Genomic DNA, 18,426 nt, shown 5'->3' with positions numbered 1-18,426 from the left:
CGCAGCTACCGCCGGAGGCCCCGCCATGTCCGCAACCCCGTCCCCGCAGCTCCCGCCGTTCGACGCCGCCGACCCGCTGGGCCTCGACGACCTGCTGACCGACGAGGACCGGGCGGTGCGCACCACCGTCCGCCAGTGGGCCGCCGACCGGGTCCTGCCGCACATCGCCGACTGGTACGAGCGCGGGGAACTGCCCGGCATCCGGGAACTCGCCCGCGAACTGGGCTCCCTCGGCGCCCTCGGCATGACGCTGACCGGCTACGGCTGCGCGGGCGCCTCGCACGTCCAGTACGGCCTGGCCTGCCTGGAGCTGGAGGCGGCCGACTCCGGCATCCGCTCGCTGGTCTCCGTACAGGGCTCGCTCGCCATGTACGCGATCTGGCGGTTCGGCTCCGAGGAGCAGAAACAGCGCTGGCTGCCGGGCATGGCCGCGGGCGAGACCATCGGCTGCTTCGGCCTCACCGAGCCGGACCACGGCTCGGACCCGGGCAGCATGCGGACGTACGCCAAGCGGGACGGCGGCGACTGGGTGCTGACCGGCCGCAAGATGTGGATCACCAACGGGACGGTGGCCGGCGTCGCCGTCGTCTGGGCGCAGACCGACGACGGCATCCGCGGCTTCCTCGTCCCGGCCGGTGCCCCCGGCTTCACCGCGCCCGAGATCAAGCACAAGTGGTCCCTGCGCGCCTCGGTCACCAGCGAACTGGTCCTGGACGAGGTGCGGCTGCCCGCCGACGCCGTACTGCCCGGCGCCACCGGGCTGGGCGGCCCGCTGCGCTGCCTGAGCCACGCCCGGTACGGGATCGTGTGGGGCTCGATGGGCGCCGCGCGCGCCAGCTTCGACGCGGCGCTGGACTACGCCCGCACACGCGAACAGTTCGGCAGGCCCATCGGCGGCTTCCAGATCACCCAGGCGAAGCTGGCCGACATGGCCGTGGAACTGCACAAGGGCGTGCTGCTCGCCCACCACCTGGGGCGGCGCTTCGACGCGGGACGGCTGCGGCCGGAACAGATCAGCTTCGGCAAGCTCAACAACGTGCGGGAGGCGATCGAGATCTGCCGTACGGCGCGGACGATCCTCGGCGCGAACGGCATCTCGCTGGAGTACCCCGTCATGCGGCACGCCACGAACCTGGAGTCGGTGCTCACCTACGAGGGCACCGTCGAGATGCACCAGCTCGTGCTGGGCAAGGCGCTCACCGGCCTCGACGCGTTCCGGTAAAGGCAAAGGCCGGGGGCCCGGGGGCGACCCCTGGACTCCCGGCCGAGATACCCCGTGGCCCCTCAGCTCTGGTTGCTGCGTTTCCCGGGGGCAACCCCCGGACTCCCGGCCGAGATACCCCGTGCCCCCTCAGCTCTGGTTGAAAAAGCCGCCTTCGCCGCGGCGGCGGCCGGGCTCGCCGTTGAGGACCCGGTAGTCGGCCGGGGTCAGCAGGAAGACCCGGGTGGCCACCCGCTCGATGGAGCCGCGCAGGCCGAAGGTCAGCCCGGCCGCGAAGTCCACCACGCGCTTGGCGTCGGCGGACTCCATCGCGGTCAGGTTGACGATGACCGGGACGCCCTCGCGGAACAGCTCGCCGATGCCGCGGGCGTCCCCGAAGCCGTCCGGGGTGACGGTGGCGATGCGGGTGCCCTGGTCCTGGGCGCTCTCGTCGGTGACCTGGACGCGCGGGTCGGTCACCCAGGGGTTGTTCCCGGTGCTGCCGGCCTCGGACCCCTCGGCGTAGTCGTCGTCGTAGTAGCGCTCGTCGTCGTTGTCGTCGACGAGGCCCAGCCAGGCGCTTGCCTTGCGTACCGATCCCATTGACGCCTCCTCTCACCCGCGGTCTGTGTGCCCGCACCTCTATCGTCGTCCATGATGCGGATGCTGTGCCAAGTGGATAGCCGCCGCACGGGGGGTTCGTGACACATCTGGTGCAAAGAGGGTGGCATGGCGTCAGAACTGGGAAGAGTCGCGGGAACTGACAGTGTGAAGGCTGTCACATTGAGTGCTGGAACGTCCAGTGCCGGACCGGTACCCGATCCCTCTCGTGCCCAAACAGGCCGGATCTCGATCGGCCCTCGTACGGATGATGACCCTTCCGTGTCGTGCACAGGTTGGGGTGAATCCGGCGGGGTGGGGTGAATCCGGCGCGAAGGGGGGAGGGAATGCCCCGCTTCGTCACGTGACGGCCAGGTGTTTCTCGAAGGGCAGCGGGCCGATCGTCTCCGGATCGGCGGACAGGTCGAAGAGGGGCCGGTAACCGGCGGCGAGGTAGAGCCGCTTGGCCTCCGGCTGGCGCGGGCCCGTCGTCAGGTATATACGGCGGTAGCCGTGGGCGGCGGCGTCGCGTTCCAGGGTGTGCAGGACGTGGCGGGCCAGCCCGCGGCGGCGGTGTGCGGAGTGCGTCCAGATCCTCTTCAGCTCGGCCGTTCCCGCGTCGTACCGGCGGTACGCGCCGCCGGCGACGGGTGACCCGCGCTCCAGGAGCAGCAGGAACGCGCCGCCGGGCGGTTGGAACGCCTCGGGCGGGTACTCCTCGTCAAGGCTGACCGGTTTGTGGTAGCGCGTGCTGTATTCGTGGGTCAGCTCTTCGAGCAGGGGCCGAGCCAGGGGATCGGTGACGGTGGTGTGGAGCAGGGTGAGCTCCGCCGGGAGCGGGGCGGGGTGGAAAGTCGTCACGGGTGCTCCGCGCCCTTCTTGAAGCGTGCGGGAGGAACCGGGGAAGCCGTGCTGTGCTGCGAGGGGAGGGGGCGCCGGCGGGGCGCGGGTGTGTGAAGGCGCGGCGGAAGAGGGGAGGCGATGCCGCGTGGAGCCCGGCCGGGCGATCGCGGGGCCGGGAGGGGCAGGGGGTCAGCTCAACAGGACGACGACCACACTCGACCGAAGTCGATGTGGTCGCGGGTGACCAGCCGCTGCCATGAGTACATGCGGCTAAGTGGAACAGGCATCCGGTTTCCCGTCAACCGTGATGTGGACCACGGCTCACAGTGCGGACGGCCTTGACAACAGGGCGTGTTGGCCGCATAGCCTCAAGGATCGGCCGCGCTGAGGGGCGTGGCCGGTGACGGCCCTGTGCCGCGTGTGTGAAGGCGCTCGACTCCCCAGTGGGATCACTGCGTCCACGGAGCCTTCGCGCATGTCTGTCAACAACCACGCGGCGCCCGCCTTGACATCGCCGCGCACCTTCCGCCCCTCCTCCTCTTCGCCGCACCAGCTCGGGCCCGGTCTCCGGTGAGGCCCGCCGTCGTGATCGTCGGTGCGGGTCCGCGCGGCACCGGCCTGGTCGAACGCATCGCCGCCAACGCCCCCGAGCTGTACGGCGGCGGGCCGCTGGACCTGCACCTGATCGACCCCTACCCGCCCGGCGGCGGCCGTATCTGGCGCCGCGACCAGTCCCCGCTGCTGTGGATGAACTCGACGGCGGAGGACGTCACCATGTTCACCGACGAGACCGTCGAGCAGGAGGGGCCGGTACGCAACGGGCCCTCGCTCGCGGAATGGGCCGGCCGGGTCTGGTCGGGGGAGATCCGAACCGACCCCGAACTGCCCGCAGAGATAAGCGAGTTAGGGCCGCAGGCGTTCGCCGGGCGGCAGGTGCAGAGCGCCTACCTGGAGTGGGTGTACGAGCAGTCGGTGGCCGCGCTGCCGCCGGGCGTCACCGTGCACGAGCACCGCCGCCGGGCGGTGCGCGTCGCGGGCCCGCGCGACGGCCGGCAGCAGGTGTGGCTGGAGGGCAGCCCCACTCCGCTCGCCGCCGACCTCGTCGTCCTCGCCCTGGGCCACCTCGACGCGCAGCTCCCGCCGGACCAGCGGGCGCTGGCCGCCTTCGCGGAGCGGCACCGACTGGCGTACGTGCCCGCCGACTTCACCGCCGATGCCGACCTGGACGGGCTGGCCCCCGGCGAACCGGTGATCGTACGCGGCTTCGGGCTGGCCTTCGTCGACCTGATGGTCCTGCTGACCGAGGGGCGCGGCGGCTCGTACGGGACGGGGCCCGGCGGCGAACCGGTGTACCGGCCGTCGGGGAAGGAGCCGGTCCTCCACGTCGGCTCGCGGCGCGGCGTCCCGTACCACTCCAAGCTGGGCTACACATGGCAGGGCGAACGGCCGCCGCTGCCCCGCTTCCTGGGGCCCGCACAGGTCGACGAGCTGCTCGCCGGGCCCGGCCGCATCGACTTCCGGCGCGACGTCTGGCCGCTCGTCAACAAGGAACTGGGCTTCGCCCACTACTACCGCCTGTTCACGGCACACCCGGAGCGGGTCCGCGCCGAGTGGACCGCCTTCGAGGAGAAGTACGCGGCCGCCGAACCGCTCAGCGCCGAACTGCGGGCGCTGGTCGCCGCCGCCGTGCCCGACCCCGCCGACCGCCTCGACCTGGACGCCCTGGACCGGCCCCTCGCCGGCCTCCGCTACCCCGGCACGGACGCCCTCCAGGACGGCCTGCGCGGCTACATCGAGGCCGACCTCGCCCGCAGGCACGACCCCGCGCACAGCCCCGACCTGGCGGTCTTCCTCGCCCTGCTGTCGGTCTACGGGCAACTCGTGCGGATCGGGGACCACGGCCCGTGGTGGCACGGGTTCTTCAGCTACCTGGCCTCCGGGCCGCCGGGACCGCGGCTGCGGCAGCTGCTCGCTCTGTCCAGGGCCGGTGTGGTGCGCTTCCTCGGCGCCAACACCACCGTTACGGCGGATCCGGAACGCGGTGTGTTCCGGGCCGGCGGCGACAGCGTCCCGGGCGCCTTCGTGGAGGCTCGCGCGCTGGTGGAGGCGCGGCTTCCGGAGCCCACCGTGGCGGCGACGAAGGACACCCTGTTGCGCGCCCTGTACGACGACGGCGCCGCCTCGACCGCCACCGGCCTGCTCGCCGTCGACCCGCTCGACAGCCGGGTGCTGGACCGCGCCGGGCGGCCGCACCCGCGCCGCTTCGCGCTCGGCCCGTACACCGACGCCCGCTCCGCCGGGGCGTTCGCCAGGCCCCGTACCAACGCGCCCTCCTTCCGGCAGAACGACGCCACGGCGCGCGCCCTGCTCCGCTTCCTGCGCGAGCGTGCCGGACCGGCGCCCGCCCGCTGTGCCGCGCCCGCCCCGCCCGTGCCCGCCCACGCCCCCGAGGATTCCCATGCCCCTGACCAGTGATCCGAGCCTCGGCGAGGCAGCGCCCGCGCCGCGGTCCGGCCCGCCGCAGGCCGCGGCGCCGGACGACGACGCGGCGCTGAAGGTCGTTCCCGTACGCCGCCCCTGGCGCTGGCTCGCCGTCGCGGTCACCGCGGTGCTCGTCGTCCAGTTCGACCACGGCCTGGTCACCAATCCGGCCTGGGAATGGGAGGTGTTCGCCCGGTTCTTCACCGCGCCGGCCATCCTCGGGGCCGTCTGGACCACGACGCCTACTTCGGCCCCCACCCGACCGCCGCCACCACGAAGAAGGGCAGCGGCCTGGTACGCGCCTATGCCGCGGCCCTGCGGCACGTCATCGGCACCGGGCAGTACGGCCGGGTGCCGGCCCGCTGGGGCCTGGGCAGCGAAGCCGTACGGACCTCGGAAATCAACCCGCGCGGCCTGCCCGGCGCCGCCGGATAGCGGCCCCCGCCGACCGGCGCACCCGTGACCCGCAAACAACGGAAAGGCCACCGTCATGTCCGTAACCCCCTGCTCCCTGCGCCCCCTGCACCTCGCCTTCGCGCTCGACACCCCGGGCCGCAGGGCGCGCCGCGGCCCCGAGATCTACGACGCGGAGCACTACGTCCGCCTGGCGCGGCTCGCCGAACACGGCGCCCTGGACTTCGTCACGCTCGGCGACTCCTTCGCCCGGCCGGGCCCGGACGCGCTCGCCGTACTGGCCAGGGTCGCGCCGCGCACCGGGCGCATCGGCCTGGTGCCGGCCGTCACCACCACCCACACCGAGCCGTTCCACGTGTCGACCGCCGTGAACACCCTGGACTGGGTCAGCCGCGGGCGCGCGGGCTGGACGGTCGAGGTGTCCCGGAGCCAGGCCGAGGCCGACCTGTTCGGCCGCCGCGACGCGGCGCCCGCCGACGCGCTCTGGAGGGAGGCGGGGGAGGTCGCGGACGTGGCCGCCCGGCTGTGGGACAGCTGGGAGGACGACGCGGAGATCCGCGACGCCGCCACGGGCCGGTTCGTCGACCGCGACAAGCTGCACTACGTCGACTTCCGCGGCACGTCCTTCTCCGTGCGCGGCCCCTCCATCACGCCCAGGCCGCCGCAGGGCCGCCCCGTCGTCGCCGTCGACGCGACCGCGGGACCCGCGCGGGAGGTGGCCGCCGCGCACGCGGACATCGCGTTCGTACGGGCCGAGGACCCCACCACGGCGGGCGCCGCCCGCGCCGAACTGCGCCGGCGCGCCGACGCGCTGGGCCGGGACCCGGACCGGCTGCTGGTCTTCGCCTCGCTGCCCGTCGAGCTGTACTCCTCCGGCGACGCCGTCGGGCTCGCCGAGCTGATCGGCGACTGGCACACCGACGGCGTGGCCGACGGCTTCCACCTGCGGCCCGCCGACCCCGGCCGCGACCTCGCCCTGCTCGTCGACGCCACGGTCCCGGTGCTCCAGCACCGCTGCCTGCTCCGCCGCTTCTACCCGGGCGCCACCCTGCGCGAGCACCTCGGCCTGCCGCGCCCGGCCAACCGCTACGCACCGGTCCGGAAGGTCTCCTCGTGACCACGTCCGACAACAGGCGCCTGCACCTGGCGGCGCACTTCCCCGGCGTTAACAACACCACCGTATGGGCCGATCAGGGCGCCAAGTCCCAGATCGACTTCTCCTCCTTCGAACACCTCGCCCGCACCGCCGAGCGCGGCCGCTTCGACTTCTTCTTCCTCGCCGAGGGCCTGCGGCTGCGCGAACACAAGGGGCGCATCCACGACCTGGACGTCGTGGGCCGCCCGGAGTCGCTCACCGTGCTGAACGCGCTGGCGGCGGTCACCGACCGGCTGGGCCTGGCCGCCACCGTCAACACCACCTTCAACGAGCCGTACGAACTCGCCCGCCGCCTGGCGACCCTGGACCACCTCAGCGCGGGCCGCGCCGCCTGGAACGTGGTCACCACCTCCGACGCGTTCACCGGCGAGAACTTCCGCCGCGGCGGCTACCTGGACCGCGCCGACCGCTATACCCGCGCCGCCGAGTTCGTCGCCACCGCACGCGAACTGTGGGACTCCTGGCCGGGCGAGGCGCCGCGGCCGGTCGCGCACCGGGGCCGGCACTTCGGCGTCCGGGGCGCGTTCACCCTCCCGCGCAGCCCGCAGGGCCACCCGGTCGTCATCCAGGCGGGCGACTCGGCCGAGGGCCGCGACTTCGCCGCCGCCACCGCCGACGTGATCTTCACCCGGCACAGCGGGCTGGCGGCGGGGCAGGAGTTCTACGCCGACGTCAAGGGCAGGCTGGCCGCCCACGGCCGCGGCGAGGACTCCCTGAAGATCATGCCGGGGGTCACCTTCGTCCTCGGCGACACCGCGGCCGACGCCCAGGAGCGGGCCGCCGCGATCCGCCGCCAGCAGGTCTCGCCGCAGAACGCGCTGCTCGCCCTCGAACAGGTCTGGGGCGTGGACCTGTCCGCGTACGACCCGGACGGGCCGCTGCCGGACTTCGACCCCGAGCCGGACTCCGGGCTGGCCCAGGGCCGCGTCCGGATCGGCGACCCCAAGGCGGTCGCGGACCGCTGGCGCGCGCTGTCCGAGGCCAAGGGCCTGTCGATACGGGAGACCGTCATCGAGACCACCGGGCGGCAGTCCTTCGTCGGCACGCCCGCGGCCGTCGCCGAGGAGATGGCCGCCTTCGTGGCCGCCCGCGCCGCCGACGGCTTCATCCTCGTACCGCACCTCACCCCCGGCGGCCTGGACGACTTCGTGGACCGGGTGGTGCCGCTGCTCCAGGAGCGCGGCGTACTGCGCACGGAATACGAGGGCACGACGCTGCGCTCGCACCTCGGGCTGCCGGACCCCGCGAGCCCGCTGTGGAAGGGTTGACCGTCATGAGCACCACCGGCACACAGGCAGAGCGCGACTGGCAGACCTGGCACGAGCGGCGCACCGAGGAGCTGTCCCGGCCCTACGGCCCGGCGGCGCTGACTGCCACGCACTGGCTCGCCGACTTCCCCGGCGGCCGCCTCGACGGCGTACCGGGCCACTGGAGCACGGACGGCGAGGCCGTGGCCCTGCGCGCGGCCGCCGCCGACGGGCTGACCGTCGACGGGGCGCCGCTGGACGGCACCGTACGGCTCGGCGCCGACACCGCCCCCGAGGCCGCCCGGGTGGCACACGGCGCACGGCGGCTGCCGGTGCTGCGCCGGGAGGGACAGTGGGCCGTACGGGTCTTCGACCCCGGCTCCGAGGCGCGGCGCACCTTCGGCGGGATCGACGTCTTCCCCTACGACGAGCGTTGGGTACGCCCCGGGCTGTTCCGGCCGTACGCCGCCGGGCGCACCGTCCAGGTGCCCAACGCCGACGGGCAGCGGCGCGGCCTCGGGCTCGCCGGCGAACTGGCCTTCACGCTGGACGGCGACGAGCACACGCTCCAGGCCGCCGTCGAGGCCGACGGCTCGCTGTGGGCGGTGCTCGCCGACGCCGGCAGCGGGACGGAGAGTTACCGCTTCCGCTTCCTGCGGCCGCCGGCCCCCGCGCCGGACGGCACGGTGCGGGTGGACCTCAACCGCACCCTGCTGCCGCCGTGCGCCTTCGCCGACCACTTCGTCTGCCCCTTCCCGCCGCCCGGCAACACCCTGCCCTTCGTCCTGCGCGCGGGGGAGCGGAACCGCCTGGCGCGCTGACACGTCACAGCGTCGACCGAGGGGGTCAACAACCGCCCCGGCAGCGCCTGTTGGTGCTGCCGGGGCGTCAGCGTGTACGGGTGCGGCACGCGCGTCCGAAAGGCACCCTTGCGCCTGCGGGCCGCGCCCTCGAAACTCCCGAGCAGCGCTGTCCGGGGCATGCGCGAACGGGACGTGCGGAGTCCCGCGTGCCCGCCGGGGCGGCGCCGCACGGACCTGCCCACAGGCAGGTCCCCGATCCCCTCGGAGGCAGCAGTGAGACACGAGCGCACTACCCCCCAAAGCGGCATAGCCAGACGCGGGCGGCTGATCGCCGTCGCGTCCGGGCTGGCCGCGATCGGCGCCCTGACCCTGCCGACCGCCCACGCGGGCGAGGCCGCGCCGGCCACCACGTTCAGCGCCTCCCAGCTCGCCGCCGTGAGCGACTCCGTACGGTCGGCGGACGTCGCGGGCACCGCCTGGGCCGTCGACCCCAAGACCGGCAAGGTGGTCGTCCAGGCCGACAGCCGGGTGACCGGGGCGCAGCTCGACAAGATCAAGCAGGCCGCGGGCGCCAACGCCGGCGCGCTCAAGGTGGAGCGCGTTCCCGGCGTGCTGCGCAAGCTGATCTCCGGTGGCGACGCCATCTACGCGACGAGCTGGCGCTGCTCCCTCGGCTTCAACGTCAAGAAGGGCAGCACCTACTACCTGCTGACGGCCGGCCACTGCACCGACGGCAACCCGCCCTGGTACACCAACTCCTCGCGCAGCACGAGCATCGGCCCGACCGCCGGTTCCAGCTTCCCCGGCAACGACTACGGCCTGGTCCGGTACAGCAACAGCGCCGTCTCGCACGAGGGCACCGTCGGCGGCCAGGACATCACCCGGGCCGGCAACGCGACGGTCGGCCAGTCGGTCACCCGCCGCGGCTCCACGACCGGCACCCACAGCGGCAAGGTCACCGGCCTGAACGCCACCGTCAACTACGGCGGCGGCGACATCGTCTACGGCCTGATCAAGACCACCGTCTGCGCCGAGCCCGGCGACAGCGGCGGCCCGCTCTTCGCCGGCAGCACCGCGCTCGGCCTGACCTCCGGCGGCAGCGGCAACTGCTCCTCCGGCGGCACCACGTACTTCCAGCCGGTCACCGAAGCGATCAGCGCGTACGGGGTCAGCATCTACTGACCCGCCCCCACGCAGCCGGCAGTGCAGTGTCCCGGGCCCCCGGCCGCACCCGCGGCCGGGGGCCCGTCGCCGGTGCGCGGCACGGCGTACGGCCGACGCGGGCCCTCGACCGTTCCACGGCCCGGTCATACCGTGGTAAGGACGTACGACTCGGACGCGGCGCAGGGCAGTTCGGACGGCAGGGGGCCGTGATGGTCGAGGAAATCGTGATGGCCGGGGTCTCGCTGGCGGCGGCGGGCGCGGTGTACGTGATGGCGGCGGCGCGGGTGGTCAAGCAGTATGAACGCGGCGTCGTCCTGCGGTTGGGGAAGCTGACGTCGGCCCCGCGCCCACCGGGCTTCACCATGATCATTCCGGCGGTCGACCGGATGCGCAAGGTCAACATGCAGATCGTCACCATGCCGGTGCCCGCCCAGGAGGGCATCACCCACGACAACGTGACGGTCCGGGTGGACGCGGTGGTCTACTTCAAGGTCGTGGACGCGGCCGAAGCGGTCGTCAAGGTCGAGGACTACCGCTTCGCCGTCTCCCAGGTCGCCCAGACCTCGCTGCGCTCCATCATCGGCAAGAGCGACCTCGACGACCTGCTCTCCAACCGCGAGAAGCTCAACCAGGGCCTGGAAGTGATGATCGACAGCCCGGCGCTGGGTTGGGGCGTGCAGATCGACCGGGTGGAGATCAAGGACGTGTCGCTGCCGGAGACCATGAAGCGGTCGATGGCGCGGCAGGCGGAGGCCACCCGCGACCGGCGGGCCCGGGTCATCAACGCCGACGCCGAACTCCAGGCGTCCAAGAAGCTGGCCGAGGCGGCCCAGGCGATGTCCGACCAGCCGGCCGCGCTGCAACTGCGCTTGCTACAGACGGTCGTCGCGGTCGCCGCCGAGAAGAACTCCACGCTCGTCCTGCCGTTCCCGGTCGAGCTGCTGCGTTTCCTGGAGCGCTCCGGTCTCCAGGCGCAGGCGCAGACGGAGGCGTACGAACAGCGGCGGCCCGCCGCCGAGCCGCGGTCCGCGTCCGCGCCGGTGTCCGCAACGGCGCCGGCGCCGGGAAGTGACGCGGCTGCCGTGCTGGAGGAGTTGCCCGAGGCGGAGGACCTTCCCTGACGCGGGGGCGGCGGTCCGCGGGGGCGGTTTTCAGACAGGTGTAGACCTCACGTGGGGCGAGTTCGCGCCACCCCAAAGTGTTCGTTTGGTGTCCGCACAGGGAGACGACGTGCGCGGATATCGGAACTCCGGGCGAACGACCGGTCGGTCAACTTCCGTTCTCCAGACCGGATCTCGGTCTTGTGCGCGAGCGGCGATCCTCGGAATACTCGATACCGCGCATTGGCATGGACGCGACTTCCTGCGGCAGGCTGCGCAGGTCTCTCCCGTTCCGTGTCTGTTCCTCAACACTCTCCGGGTCCGTGGTCCCCCACACACCGCGGCCCCGTCCCCCCACGGGAGGCTTTGAGTTGAAGCACCGACGGAATTCCCAGCGGCGCGCGGTCCTGGCCGGCGCGGGAGCCCTGGCCCTCGCGGCCACCGCCACCCTTACGCTGGCCAACGCCAACGCGACGACGCCCCCGCCGCCCGCGCGGCAGCTGACCCCGGCCGCGGCGACCGCGCTCGCGTCCCAGCTCAGCGGGCACGCGGCCGGTTCGTACTACGACGCGGGCAGCAAGAAGCTCGTCGTCAACGTCGTCGACCGGAAGGCCGCCGACGCCGTGCGGGCGAAGGGCGCCGAGGCCAGACTCGTTCCGCACAGCCTCGCCCAGCTCGACGCGGCGCGGCAGACGCTCAAGGAACGGGCCACCATCCCCGGCACGGCCTGGGCGATGGACCCGCGGTCCAACAAGGTCGTCGTCACCGCCGACCGCACGGTCTCGGGCGCGAAGCTGGACAAACTGAGCAAGGTCGTCAAGAGCCTCGGCAGCAAGGCCACGCTGCGGCACAGCAAGGGCGAGTTCACCCCGTTCATCGCCGGCGGCGACGCGATCTGGGGGAGCGGCTCACGCTGCTCGCTCGGCTTCAACGTCACCAAGGGCGGCCAGCCGTACTTCCTGACGGCCGGGCACTGCGGCAACGCCGTCAAGTCGTGGTCCGACAAGCAGGGCGGCCAGGAGATCGCCACCACGGAGGACTCCAAGTTCCCCGGCAGCGACTACGCCATCGCCAAGTACACCGGTGACACCCCGCACCCGAGCGAGGTGAACACCTACGGCGGCAGCCCGCAGAAGATCACCAAGGCGGCCGAGGCGACGGTCGGCGAGAAGGTCACGCGCAGCGGCAGCACCACCCAGGTGCACGACGGCACGGTCAAGGCGCTGAACGCGAGCGTCAACTACCAGGAAGGGACGGTCGAAGGGCTGATCCAGACCGATGTCTGCGCCGAGCCGGGCGACAGCGGCGGCGCGCTGTACGACGGCGACTCGGCGGTGGGTCTGACCTCGGGCGGCAGCGGCGACTGCTCCTCGGGCGGCGAGACCTTCTTCCAGCCGGTCCCGGCCGCCCTCAAGGCGGTCGGCGCGGAGATCGGCTGACCTCGGCCGGCGGCTGACGCCGCGCTCTTGAGCACGGTCTTTCCGGAACGGTCCCCGGGTGCAATTGCCGCCGGGGGCCGTTTCCGTTTTCCGTGCCGGGCCACCGGCGCGGCACGTACCGCTGGCGCGGCAAGTCGGCACGGTGCAGCGCGCCGGCGCGGCAATAGAAAAGAAGTCTGCTTAATTACCGGACGGGCGGGTGCCGACTTCCGTGATGGCGTGTCCGGGGAATCGTTTCCATGAAGGGGCCGTCAACCGTTGAAGTGTTGACGAGAATGTCACGTGACCCGCCTATTCGAAGGAGATGTGAGGCACCTCTCATGCGTGCCGCCTTTCGGAGAAACGGCAGGCAAATGTCCGGTATGGGGGCGTTTTTACGGTGCGGCTCGTGACGACTTAAGGAAGTCGGCGAGAGCGGGACGAAATGCTTTCCCGGCTTTTCCGCGCGGCGGCCGGAACGGATTTGCCAAGCCCGTTGCCGCTGGCTCTAATGATGCGCAGCCCGTGGCCGAAAAGAATCCGGCGAACAGCCGGTGCGCCGACCGCCGTGCCGATCCGGCGGACGGACCGGGGCCACCGCGCTGCCGCCCCGCGGAGGGGGCGGGGCGGCAGCGCGGGCCGGGCGGCGCCCTGCCGGGGGCTGTTCATCCGGCGGACCGCGGGCGGCCCGACGAAAGTAGGGGGCGGGGGCTGTCCTTCGGGCAATGTGCGGCCCGAGCGGGATTCCTAGCGTCGACGGCGAACGGTTTCCCGTACGGAGAACAGGACTCGCCATGCTCCCGACCACCGCACCCGCCCCGGCCGTACCGCCCGCCGGGCCCGCGACCGGCCGCCCCGCCTACGTCACCACCCTCGCCGAGACGCCCGCGCAGCTACGGGCCGCGCAGCGGCTGCGGTACGAGGTGTTCGCCGGAGAACTGGGCGCCGTCCTCCACACTCCCTTGCCGGGGCACGACATGGACGGCTTCGACGACCTGGCGGATCACCTGATCGTGACCGAGACGGCCACCGGCGACGTGGTCGGCACGTACCGCCTGCTGCCGCCGGGGCGCACCCAACGCTCCTACTCCGAGACCGAGTTCGACCTGCGCGCCCTGCACGGGCTGCGGGCGCGGACGGTCGAGGCGGGCCGCTCGTGCGTCCGCGCCGACCACCGCTCCGGCGCGGTCGTCAACCAGCTGTGGGCGGCGCTCGCCCGGTACGTCACGCTGTCCGGCCACCGCTACCTGGCCGGCTGCGCCTCGGTGCCGCTGGACGACGGCGGGCGGGCCGCGGCCGACGCCTGGCTGCTCGGCGCCACCCGGCACGCGTCGCCGCCGCACCTGCGGGTGCACCCGCGGCGGCCGTGGACACCCGGGCCGCCCGACGGGGGAGAGCCGCTGCCCGGCGCCGGCGCGCCGGGCGCGGACCGGGTGGGCGGGCCGAGCTACGCGCGGCTGCCCCCGCTGCTGCGCGGCTATCTGCGGATCGGCGCCTGGATGTGCGGGGCGCCCGCGCACGACCCGGAGTTCGGCGTCGCGGACTTCTTCGTCCTCCTGGACATGGAGCGGCTCAACGACCGTTACCGCCGCTTCTTCCTCGGGGACTCCCGGTGAACCCGTGGGCCGCGGCCTCGACCTGCACCCCGCGCTGCGCCCGCCACACCGTCCCGCGCGTACCGGCCCTGCGGCTCGCCGGGCGCTATGCAGCGCTGGCCGGAGCGCTGGTGAGGGGGGCCGTCGCGGGCGAGCGGCTCGCCGACCCGCGGACCATGCGGCTGCGGGCCGCGGCGGTGCTGCGCGCGCTGGGGGTACGGGTGGAGATCACCGCCAGCGGGCCCGCGGCCGCCCCCGGACCGTACGGCGGGCCGCTCAGTGTGCCGCGTACGGCAGGCGGCCCGGGGACGCTGATCGTCGCCGACCACATCTCCTGGCTGGACGTCATCACGCTGCTGGCCGTGGAGCCGGTGACGGTGCTCGCCAAGCGGGAGATCGGCGAGTGGCCGCTGCTGGGCCCGCTCGCCAGGAAGGCCGGCACCCGGTTCATCGACCGCGCGGGCCTGCGCGAACTGCCGCGGGTCGTGGCGGAGCTGGCGGGGATCCTGCGCGGCGGGCGCTCCGTACTGGTCTTCCCGCAGGGCACCACCTGGTGTTCGGCCGGGGCCGGCCGCTTCCGGCGGGCGACGTTCCAGGCCGCGGTCGACGCGGGCGCCCCCGTGCGGCCGGTGACGGTCGGCTACGTACAGCACGGCGTGCCGAGCACGGTGGCGGCCTTCCTCGGCGACGAGGGCTTCGGCAGCTCGCTGCGCCGGGTGGCCGGGGCCGGCGGGCTCACGGTGCGGGTGACCGTCCACCCGCCGACGGCGCCCGCAGCGGACCGGCGCGTGCTGGCCGAGCGGGCGCAGCGCGCCGTCTGCGGAGGGGAGCCGCCCGCCCATGGGTGACGTGCTGGCCCAGGCGGTGGAACTGCTGCGGGCACAGGTGGAGTCGCCGTGGCTGTGGGCGATCGTCTTCCTGGTCGCGGGGCTGGACGCGCTGCTGCCGTTCATGCCGAGCGAGACGACCGTGGTGATGGTGGCGGTGCTGCTCGGGCCCGACCTGCCGCGGCTCGCCGCGCTCGTGGCGGTGGCGGCGGCGGGCGCGCTGGGCGGGGACTGCCTCAGTCACGGCATCGGCCGGTGGGGCGGTCCGCGCCTGACCGCACGGCTGCTGCGCGGCGAGCGCGGGCGGCGCCGGTACGCGTGGGCCTGCGGCGCGGTCGAGCGGCACGCGACGCTCCTGGTGGTCGCGGCGCGGTTCCTGCCCGGCGGGCGGGTGGCGGCGGGGCTGTCCACCGGCGGACTGCGGTTCCCGCTGCGGCGGTTCGTGCTGCTGGACGCCGCGGGCGCCGGCCTGTGGGCGGTGACGAGCACGGCGATCGGCCGGATCGGCGGCGCCGGCTTCGCCGAGGACCCGGTCAAAGGGGTGCTGCTGGCCTTCGCGCTGGCCCTCGCGGTGGTCGCGGTGCCGGCGGGCGTCCGCCGCGCGCGTGCCGCCCGTCCGTCCTCGGTGCGCTGAGGGCGTACGACGGGGCCGGCCCCCGGACATCCTGGTGGATGCCCGGGGGCCGGTCGGCGGTGCGGCCGCGAGGTGCCGGCGGCCGAACCGCTCAGCGGCTCACCGCCCGGTCAGAACTCGAAGAGCAGGCCCTTGCCGCCCTCCATCGCGCAGGGGTTGGCGAAGGTGTGCTCGTACGCCACGCGGCGGCCCTGCCAGACACCGTTGGCGGTGACCACGACAGGGTTCCACTCCTTCGTGCACATACGGTCCGAGGCGGCCTTGGTGATCTTGTCGAAGTCGCCGTCGGCCTTGCGGAGTTCGCCGCAGGCGGCGCGCGCCATGGGGTGCGAACCGGTCCCGGACGAGCTACAGCTCAGCGACACCGCGCGCTGGATGGAGGCCGTAGCGGCGGTGTCCCCGTACCCGACGGTGAGGACCAACTCCGAGGGTGCGTACAGGCTCTTCGGCGTCGCGGGCTGGGCCTGGGCCGTGGTGGCCAGACCGCCGAGCGCGAGCGCCGCGCCGAGCGCGATCCCCCCAGTGATGTACCGCATTTTCGAACTCTCCTTCGGTTGTCGTCTCGAATGCCGGACAGTGAGGAGTCTGGCCGAGGCGCATCAGGAAAGCACATCGATCGGTGACTTCCAGTCTCTGGTTGAAAACGCTGCGTGGTGGCGTGAAGTCGTGCGACGGGCGTTTCGGTACGGGATGTGTGCTATGCCGTGCGATCAGCGGGAACATCCGGGGCGCGAGGTTCCGGACGGTCCCGGGCGGTGGCGAAAAGCGGCCAACTCCCGTTACCCCGGGGGGTTCAGGATGCTCGTGCGGGTTCGCCGCTAATGGCCGAAGTGTGGTCGCTGGTGGGGGTTGCGGGGGACACGGGCGGACACCGCGGCATCCGTGCCGGAGAAGGGCGTATGCGGACCGACCGGCTGATCTAGAGTTCTCTGGAAGGCCCGTCACCTGGTGACATGAGAAGGAATCAAGGAATATGCCGACCGAGACGTTCGAGTTCCAGGTAGAAGCACGCCAGCTCCTGCAGATGATGATCCACTCGATCTACTCGAACAAGGACGTTTTTCTGCGCGAGCTGATCTCCAACGCCTCCGACGCGCTGGACAAGCTGCGCCTCGAAGCGCTGCGCGACGACACGCTCGACGCCGATGTCTCCGACCTCCACATCGCCATCGAGACCGACGGCGAGGCCCGCACCCTGACCGTCCGTGACAACGGCATCGGCATGTCACACGACGAGGTGGTCCAGCTCATCGGGACGATCGCGAACTCCGGCACCGCGAAGTTCCTCCAGGAGCTGAAGCAGGCCAAGGACGCGGCCACCGCGGAAGGGCTCATCGGGCAGTTCGGCGTCGGCTTCTACGCCGCCTTCATGGTGGCCGACGAGGTCACGCTGGTGACCCGGCGCGCCGGGCAGAGCGAGGGCACCCGCTGGTCGTCCACCGGCGAGGGCACGTACACCGTCGAGCCGGTCGACGGCGCGCCGCAGGGCACGGCGGTCACGCTGCACCTCAAGCCGGTGGACCAGGAGGACCAGCTCTTCGACTACACCTCCCGCTGGAAGATCAGGGAGATCGTCAAGCGGTACTCCGACTTCATCACCTGGCCGGTCAGGATGGCCCCCGAGGCGCCGGCCGGGAAGAAGGACGGGGAAGCCGAGGAGGCCGAGGACGGCAAGGCCGCACCGGAGCCCGAGACGCTCAACTCCATGAAGGCGCTGTGGGCGCGCTCCAGGGACGAGGTGAGCGACGACGAGTACCACGAGCTGTACAAGCACATCAGCCACGACTGGACCGACCCGCTGGAAACCCTGCGCATGCAGGCGGAGGGCACGTTCGAGTACCAGGCTCTGCTGTTCCTGCCCTCGCGCGCGCCCCAGGACCTGTTCGCGCGCGACCACAAGCGCGGAGTGCAGCTCTATGTGAAGCGCGTCTTCATCATGGACCACTGCGAAGCGCTGCTGCCCGAGTACCTGCGCTTCGTCAAGGGTGTCGTGGACGCGCAGGACCTGTCGCTCAACGTCTCCCGCGAGATCCTCCAGCAGGACCGCCAGATCCAGCTCATGCACCGCCGGCTGGTGAAGAAGGTGCTGTCCACCGTCAAGGAGATGATGACGCAGCGCCCGGAGAACTACGCCACGTTCTGGCGGGAGTTCGGCCGGGTCGTCAAGGAGGGGCTGCTCAGCGACCACGAGAACCGCGACGCGATCCTGCGCATCGCCTCCTTCGACTCCACCCACGACCAGGAGAAGCCGGTCACCCTCCAGCAGTACGTCGAGCGCATGAAGGAGGGCCAGGAGCACATCTACTTCATGACCGGCGAGTCCCGCACCGCCATCGAGAACTCGCCGCACATGGAGGCCTTCCGCGACAAGGGCTACGAGGTGCTGCTGCTCACCGACCCGGTCGACGAGGTGTGGGTCGAGGCCGTCCCCGACTTCGACGGCAAGGAGCTGCGGTCGATCGCCAAGGGCGAGGCGGACCTCGCGGAGGAGGAGACCGAGGAGGCCAAGGCCGAGCGGGCCAAGCGCCAGGAGGACTTCGCGCCGCTGCTGTCCTGGATGACCGAGCGGCTCGGCGAGGAGGTCAAGGAGGTACGGCTCTCCTCCCGTCTGACCGTCTCCCCGGCCTGCATCGTCTCGGACACCGACGACGTGACCCCGGCGCTGCGGAACATGTACCGCGCGATGGGCCAGGAACTGCCCGAGGCCAAGCGCATCCTGGAGCTCAACCCCGGCCACCCGCTGGTCGAGGGGCTGCGCGCGGCCCAGGCCGAGCGCGCCGCCGACCCGGACCTCGCCGGGACGGCCGAGCTGCTGTACGGCATGGCGCTGCTCGCGGAGGGCGGCGAACTGCGCGACCCGGCCCGCTTCACCAAGCTGATGGCGGAGCGGCTGGAGCGCGCCCTGTAAGCGCTGTGCCGGGGACGGGCGACGCCCCGCCCCGT

The 18,426-nt window shown here is 72.7% G+C and carries 15 protein-coding genes and 2 pseudogenes; 14 read left to right on the top strand and 3 right to left on the bottom strand.

Annotated features, from left to right (window positions below):
- Positions 1 to 25: 25 nt before the first annotated feature.
- Positions 26 to 1,222, top strand: a complete 1,197-nt coding sequence (locus ACH4K4_RS16580; RefSeq protein ID WP_398167898.1) for an acyl-CoA dehydrogenase family protein — start codon at positions 26 to 28, stop codon at positions 1,220 to 1,222.
- Positions 1,223 to 1,351: 129 nt separating this feature from the next.
- Here ACH4K4_RS16580 and ACH4K4_RS16575 read toward each other — a convergent pair whose 3' ends face one another.
- Both ACH4K4_RS16575 and ACH4K4_RS16570 read right to left on the bottom strand, forming a co-directional pair.
- Positions 1,352 to 1,804 (bottom strand): cell division protein SepF, encoded by a 453-nt coding sequence (locus tag ACH4K4_RS16575; RefSeq protein ID WP_398167896.1) that lies wholly within the window; start codon positions 1,802 to 1,804, stop codon positions 1,352 to 1,354.
- Between the two features lie 357 nt (positions 1,805 to 2,161).
- Positions 2,162 to 2,662: a GNAT family N-acetyltransferase gene (locus ACH4K4_RS16570; RefSeq protein ID WP_398167895.1), complete on the bottom strand. Its 501-nt coding sequence runs from the start codon at positions 2,660 to 2,662 to the stop codon at positions 2,162 to 2,164.
- Between the two features lie 552 nt (positions 2,663 to 3,214).
- Between ACH4K4_RS16570 and ACH4K4_RS16565 the strand changes: the two genes are divergently transcribed.
- The 12 genes and pseudogenes from ACH4K4_RS16565 to ACH4K4_RS16510 all read left to right on the top strand — a co-directional run bounded on the left by ACH4K4_RS16565 (position 3,215) and on the right by ACH4K4_RS16510 (position 15,483).
- Positions 3,215 to 5,119, top strand: a complete 1,905-nt coding sequence (locus ACH4K4_RS16565; RefSeq protein WP_398167894.1) for an FAD/NAD(P)-binding protein — start codon at positions 3,215 to 3,217, stop codon at positions 5,117 to 5,119.
- Positions 5,103 to 5,363, top strand: a pseudogene (locus ACH4K4_RS16560) (amino acid ABC transporter permease); the annotation flags it as partial. The gene ACH4K4_RS16565 and the pseudogene ACH4K4_RS16560, both read left to right, overlap by 17 nt.
- A gap of 26 nt (positions 5,364 to 5,389) precedes the next feature.
- Positions 5,390 to 5,560, top strand: a pseudogene (locus ACH4K4_RS16555) (ABC transporter substrate-binding protein); the annotation flags it as partial.
- A gap of 55 nt (positions 5,561 to 5,615) precedes the next feature.
- Positions 5,616 to 6,656, top strand: coding sequence for an LLM class flavin-dependent oxidoreductase (locus ACH4K4_RS16550; protein WP_398167893.1), 1,041 nt, complete (start codon positions 5,616 to 5,618; stop codon positions 6,654 to 6,656).
- Entirely contained in the window at positions 6,653 to 7,963 is a 1,311-nt protein-coding gene (locus ACH4K4_RS16545) for an NtaA/DmoA family FMN-dependent monooxygenase (protein ID WP_398167891.1), read from the top strand. Before ACH4K4_RS16550 ends, ACH4K4_RS16545 begins: the two co-directional genes overlap by 4 nt.
- 5 nt (positions 7,964 to 7,968) lie before the next feature.
- Entirely contained in the window at positions 7,969 to 8,763 is a 795-nt protein-coding gene (locus ACH4K4_RS16540; protein WP_398167890.1) for a DUF1684 domain-containing protein, read from the top strand.
- Positions 8,764 to 9,018: 255 nt separating this feature from the next.
- A complete protein-coding gene (locus tag ACH4K4_RS16535) occupies positions 9,019 to 9,927 on the top strand; it encodes a S1 family peptidase (protein WP_398167889.1) in 909 nt (302 codons plus the stop codon).
- A 191-nt stretch (positions 9,928 to 10,118) separates the two neighbouring features.
- Positions 10,119 to 11,030: a slipin family protein gene (locus ACH4K4_RS16530; RefSeq protein ID WP_398167887.1), complete on the top strand. Its 912-nt coding sequence runs from the start codon at positions 10,119 to 10,121 to the stop codon at positions 11,028 to 11,030.
- A 350-nt stretch (positions 11,031 to 11,380) separates the two neighbouring features.
- The gene (locus ACH4K4_RS16525) at positions 11,381 to 12,448 is read left to right on the top strand and encodes a S1 family peptidase (protein ID WP_398167886.1); all 1,068 of its coding nucleotides are present in this window, start codon (positions 11,381 to 11,383) and stop codon (positions 12,446 to 12,448) included.
- Between the two features lie 773 nt (positions 12,449 to 13,221).
- A complete protein-coding gene (locus ACH4K4_RS16520) occupies positions 13,222 to 14,043 on the top strand; it encodes a GNAT family N-acetyltransferase (protein WP_398167885.1) in 822 nt (273 codons plus the stop codon).
- The gene (locus ACH4K4_RS16515) at positions 14,040 to 14,870 is read left to right on the top strand and encodes a lysophospholipid acyltransferase family protein (protein ID WP_398167883.1); all 831 of its coding nucleotides are present in this window, start codon (positions 14,040 to 14,042) and stop codon (positions 14,868 to 14,870) included. Before ACH4K4_RS16520 ends, ACH4K4_RS16515 begins: the two co-directional genes overlap by 4 nt.
- Positions 14,863 to 15,483, top strand: a complete 621-nt coding sequence (locus ACH4K4_RS16510) for a DedA family protein (protein ID WP_398167882.1) — start codon at positions 14,863 to 14,865, stop codon at positions 15,481 to 15,483. Before ACH4K4_RS16515 ends, ACH4K4_RS16510 begins: the two co-directional genes overlap by 8 nt.
- Positions 15,484 to 15,593: 110 nt before the next feature.
- On the opposite strand, the gene ACH4K4_RS16505 is transcribed toward ACH4K4_RS16510, so the two are convergent.
- Positions 15,594 to 16,019, bottom strand: coding sequence for a subtilase-type protease inhibitor (locus ACH4K4_RS16505; RefSeq protein WP_398167881.1), 426 nt, complete (start codon positions 16,017 to 16,019; stop codon positions 15,594 to 15,596).
- A 437-nt stretch (positions 16,020 to 16,456) separates the two neighbouring features.
- On the opposite strand from ACH4K4_RS16505, the gene htpG reads away from it, so the two are divergent.
- Positions 16,457 to 18,391 carry a molecular chaperone HtpG gene (gene htpG / locus ACH4K4_RS16500; RefSeq protein WP_398167879.1) on the top strand — a complete coding sequence of 645 codons (1,935 nt, stop codon included), beginning with the start codon at positions 16,457 to 16,459 and terminating at the stop codon, positions 18,389 to 18,391.
- The last annotated feature ends 35 nt before the right edge of the window (positions 18,392 to 18,426 follow it).

This window comes from Streptomyces sp. NPDC017529, assembly GCF_044329785.1.
Taxonomy (GTDB): Bacteria; Actinomycetota; Actinomycetes; order Streptomycetales; family Streptomycetaceae; genus Streptomyces.
This window is presented reverse-complemented; position numbering and strand designations above follow the sequence as displayed.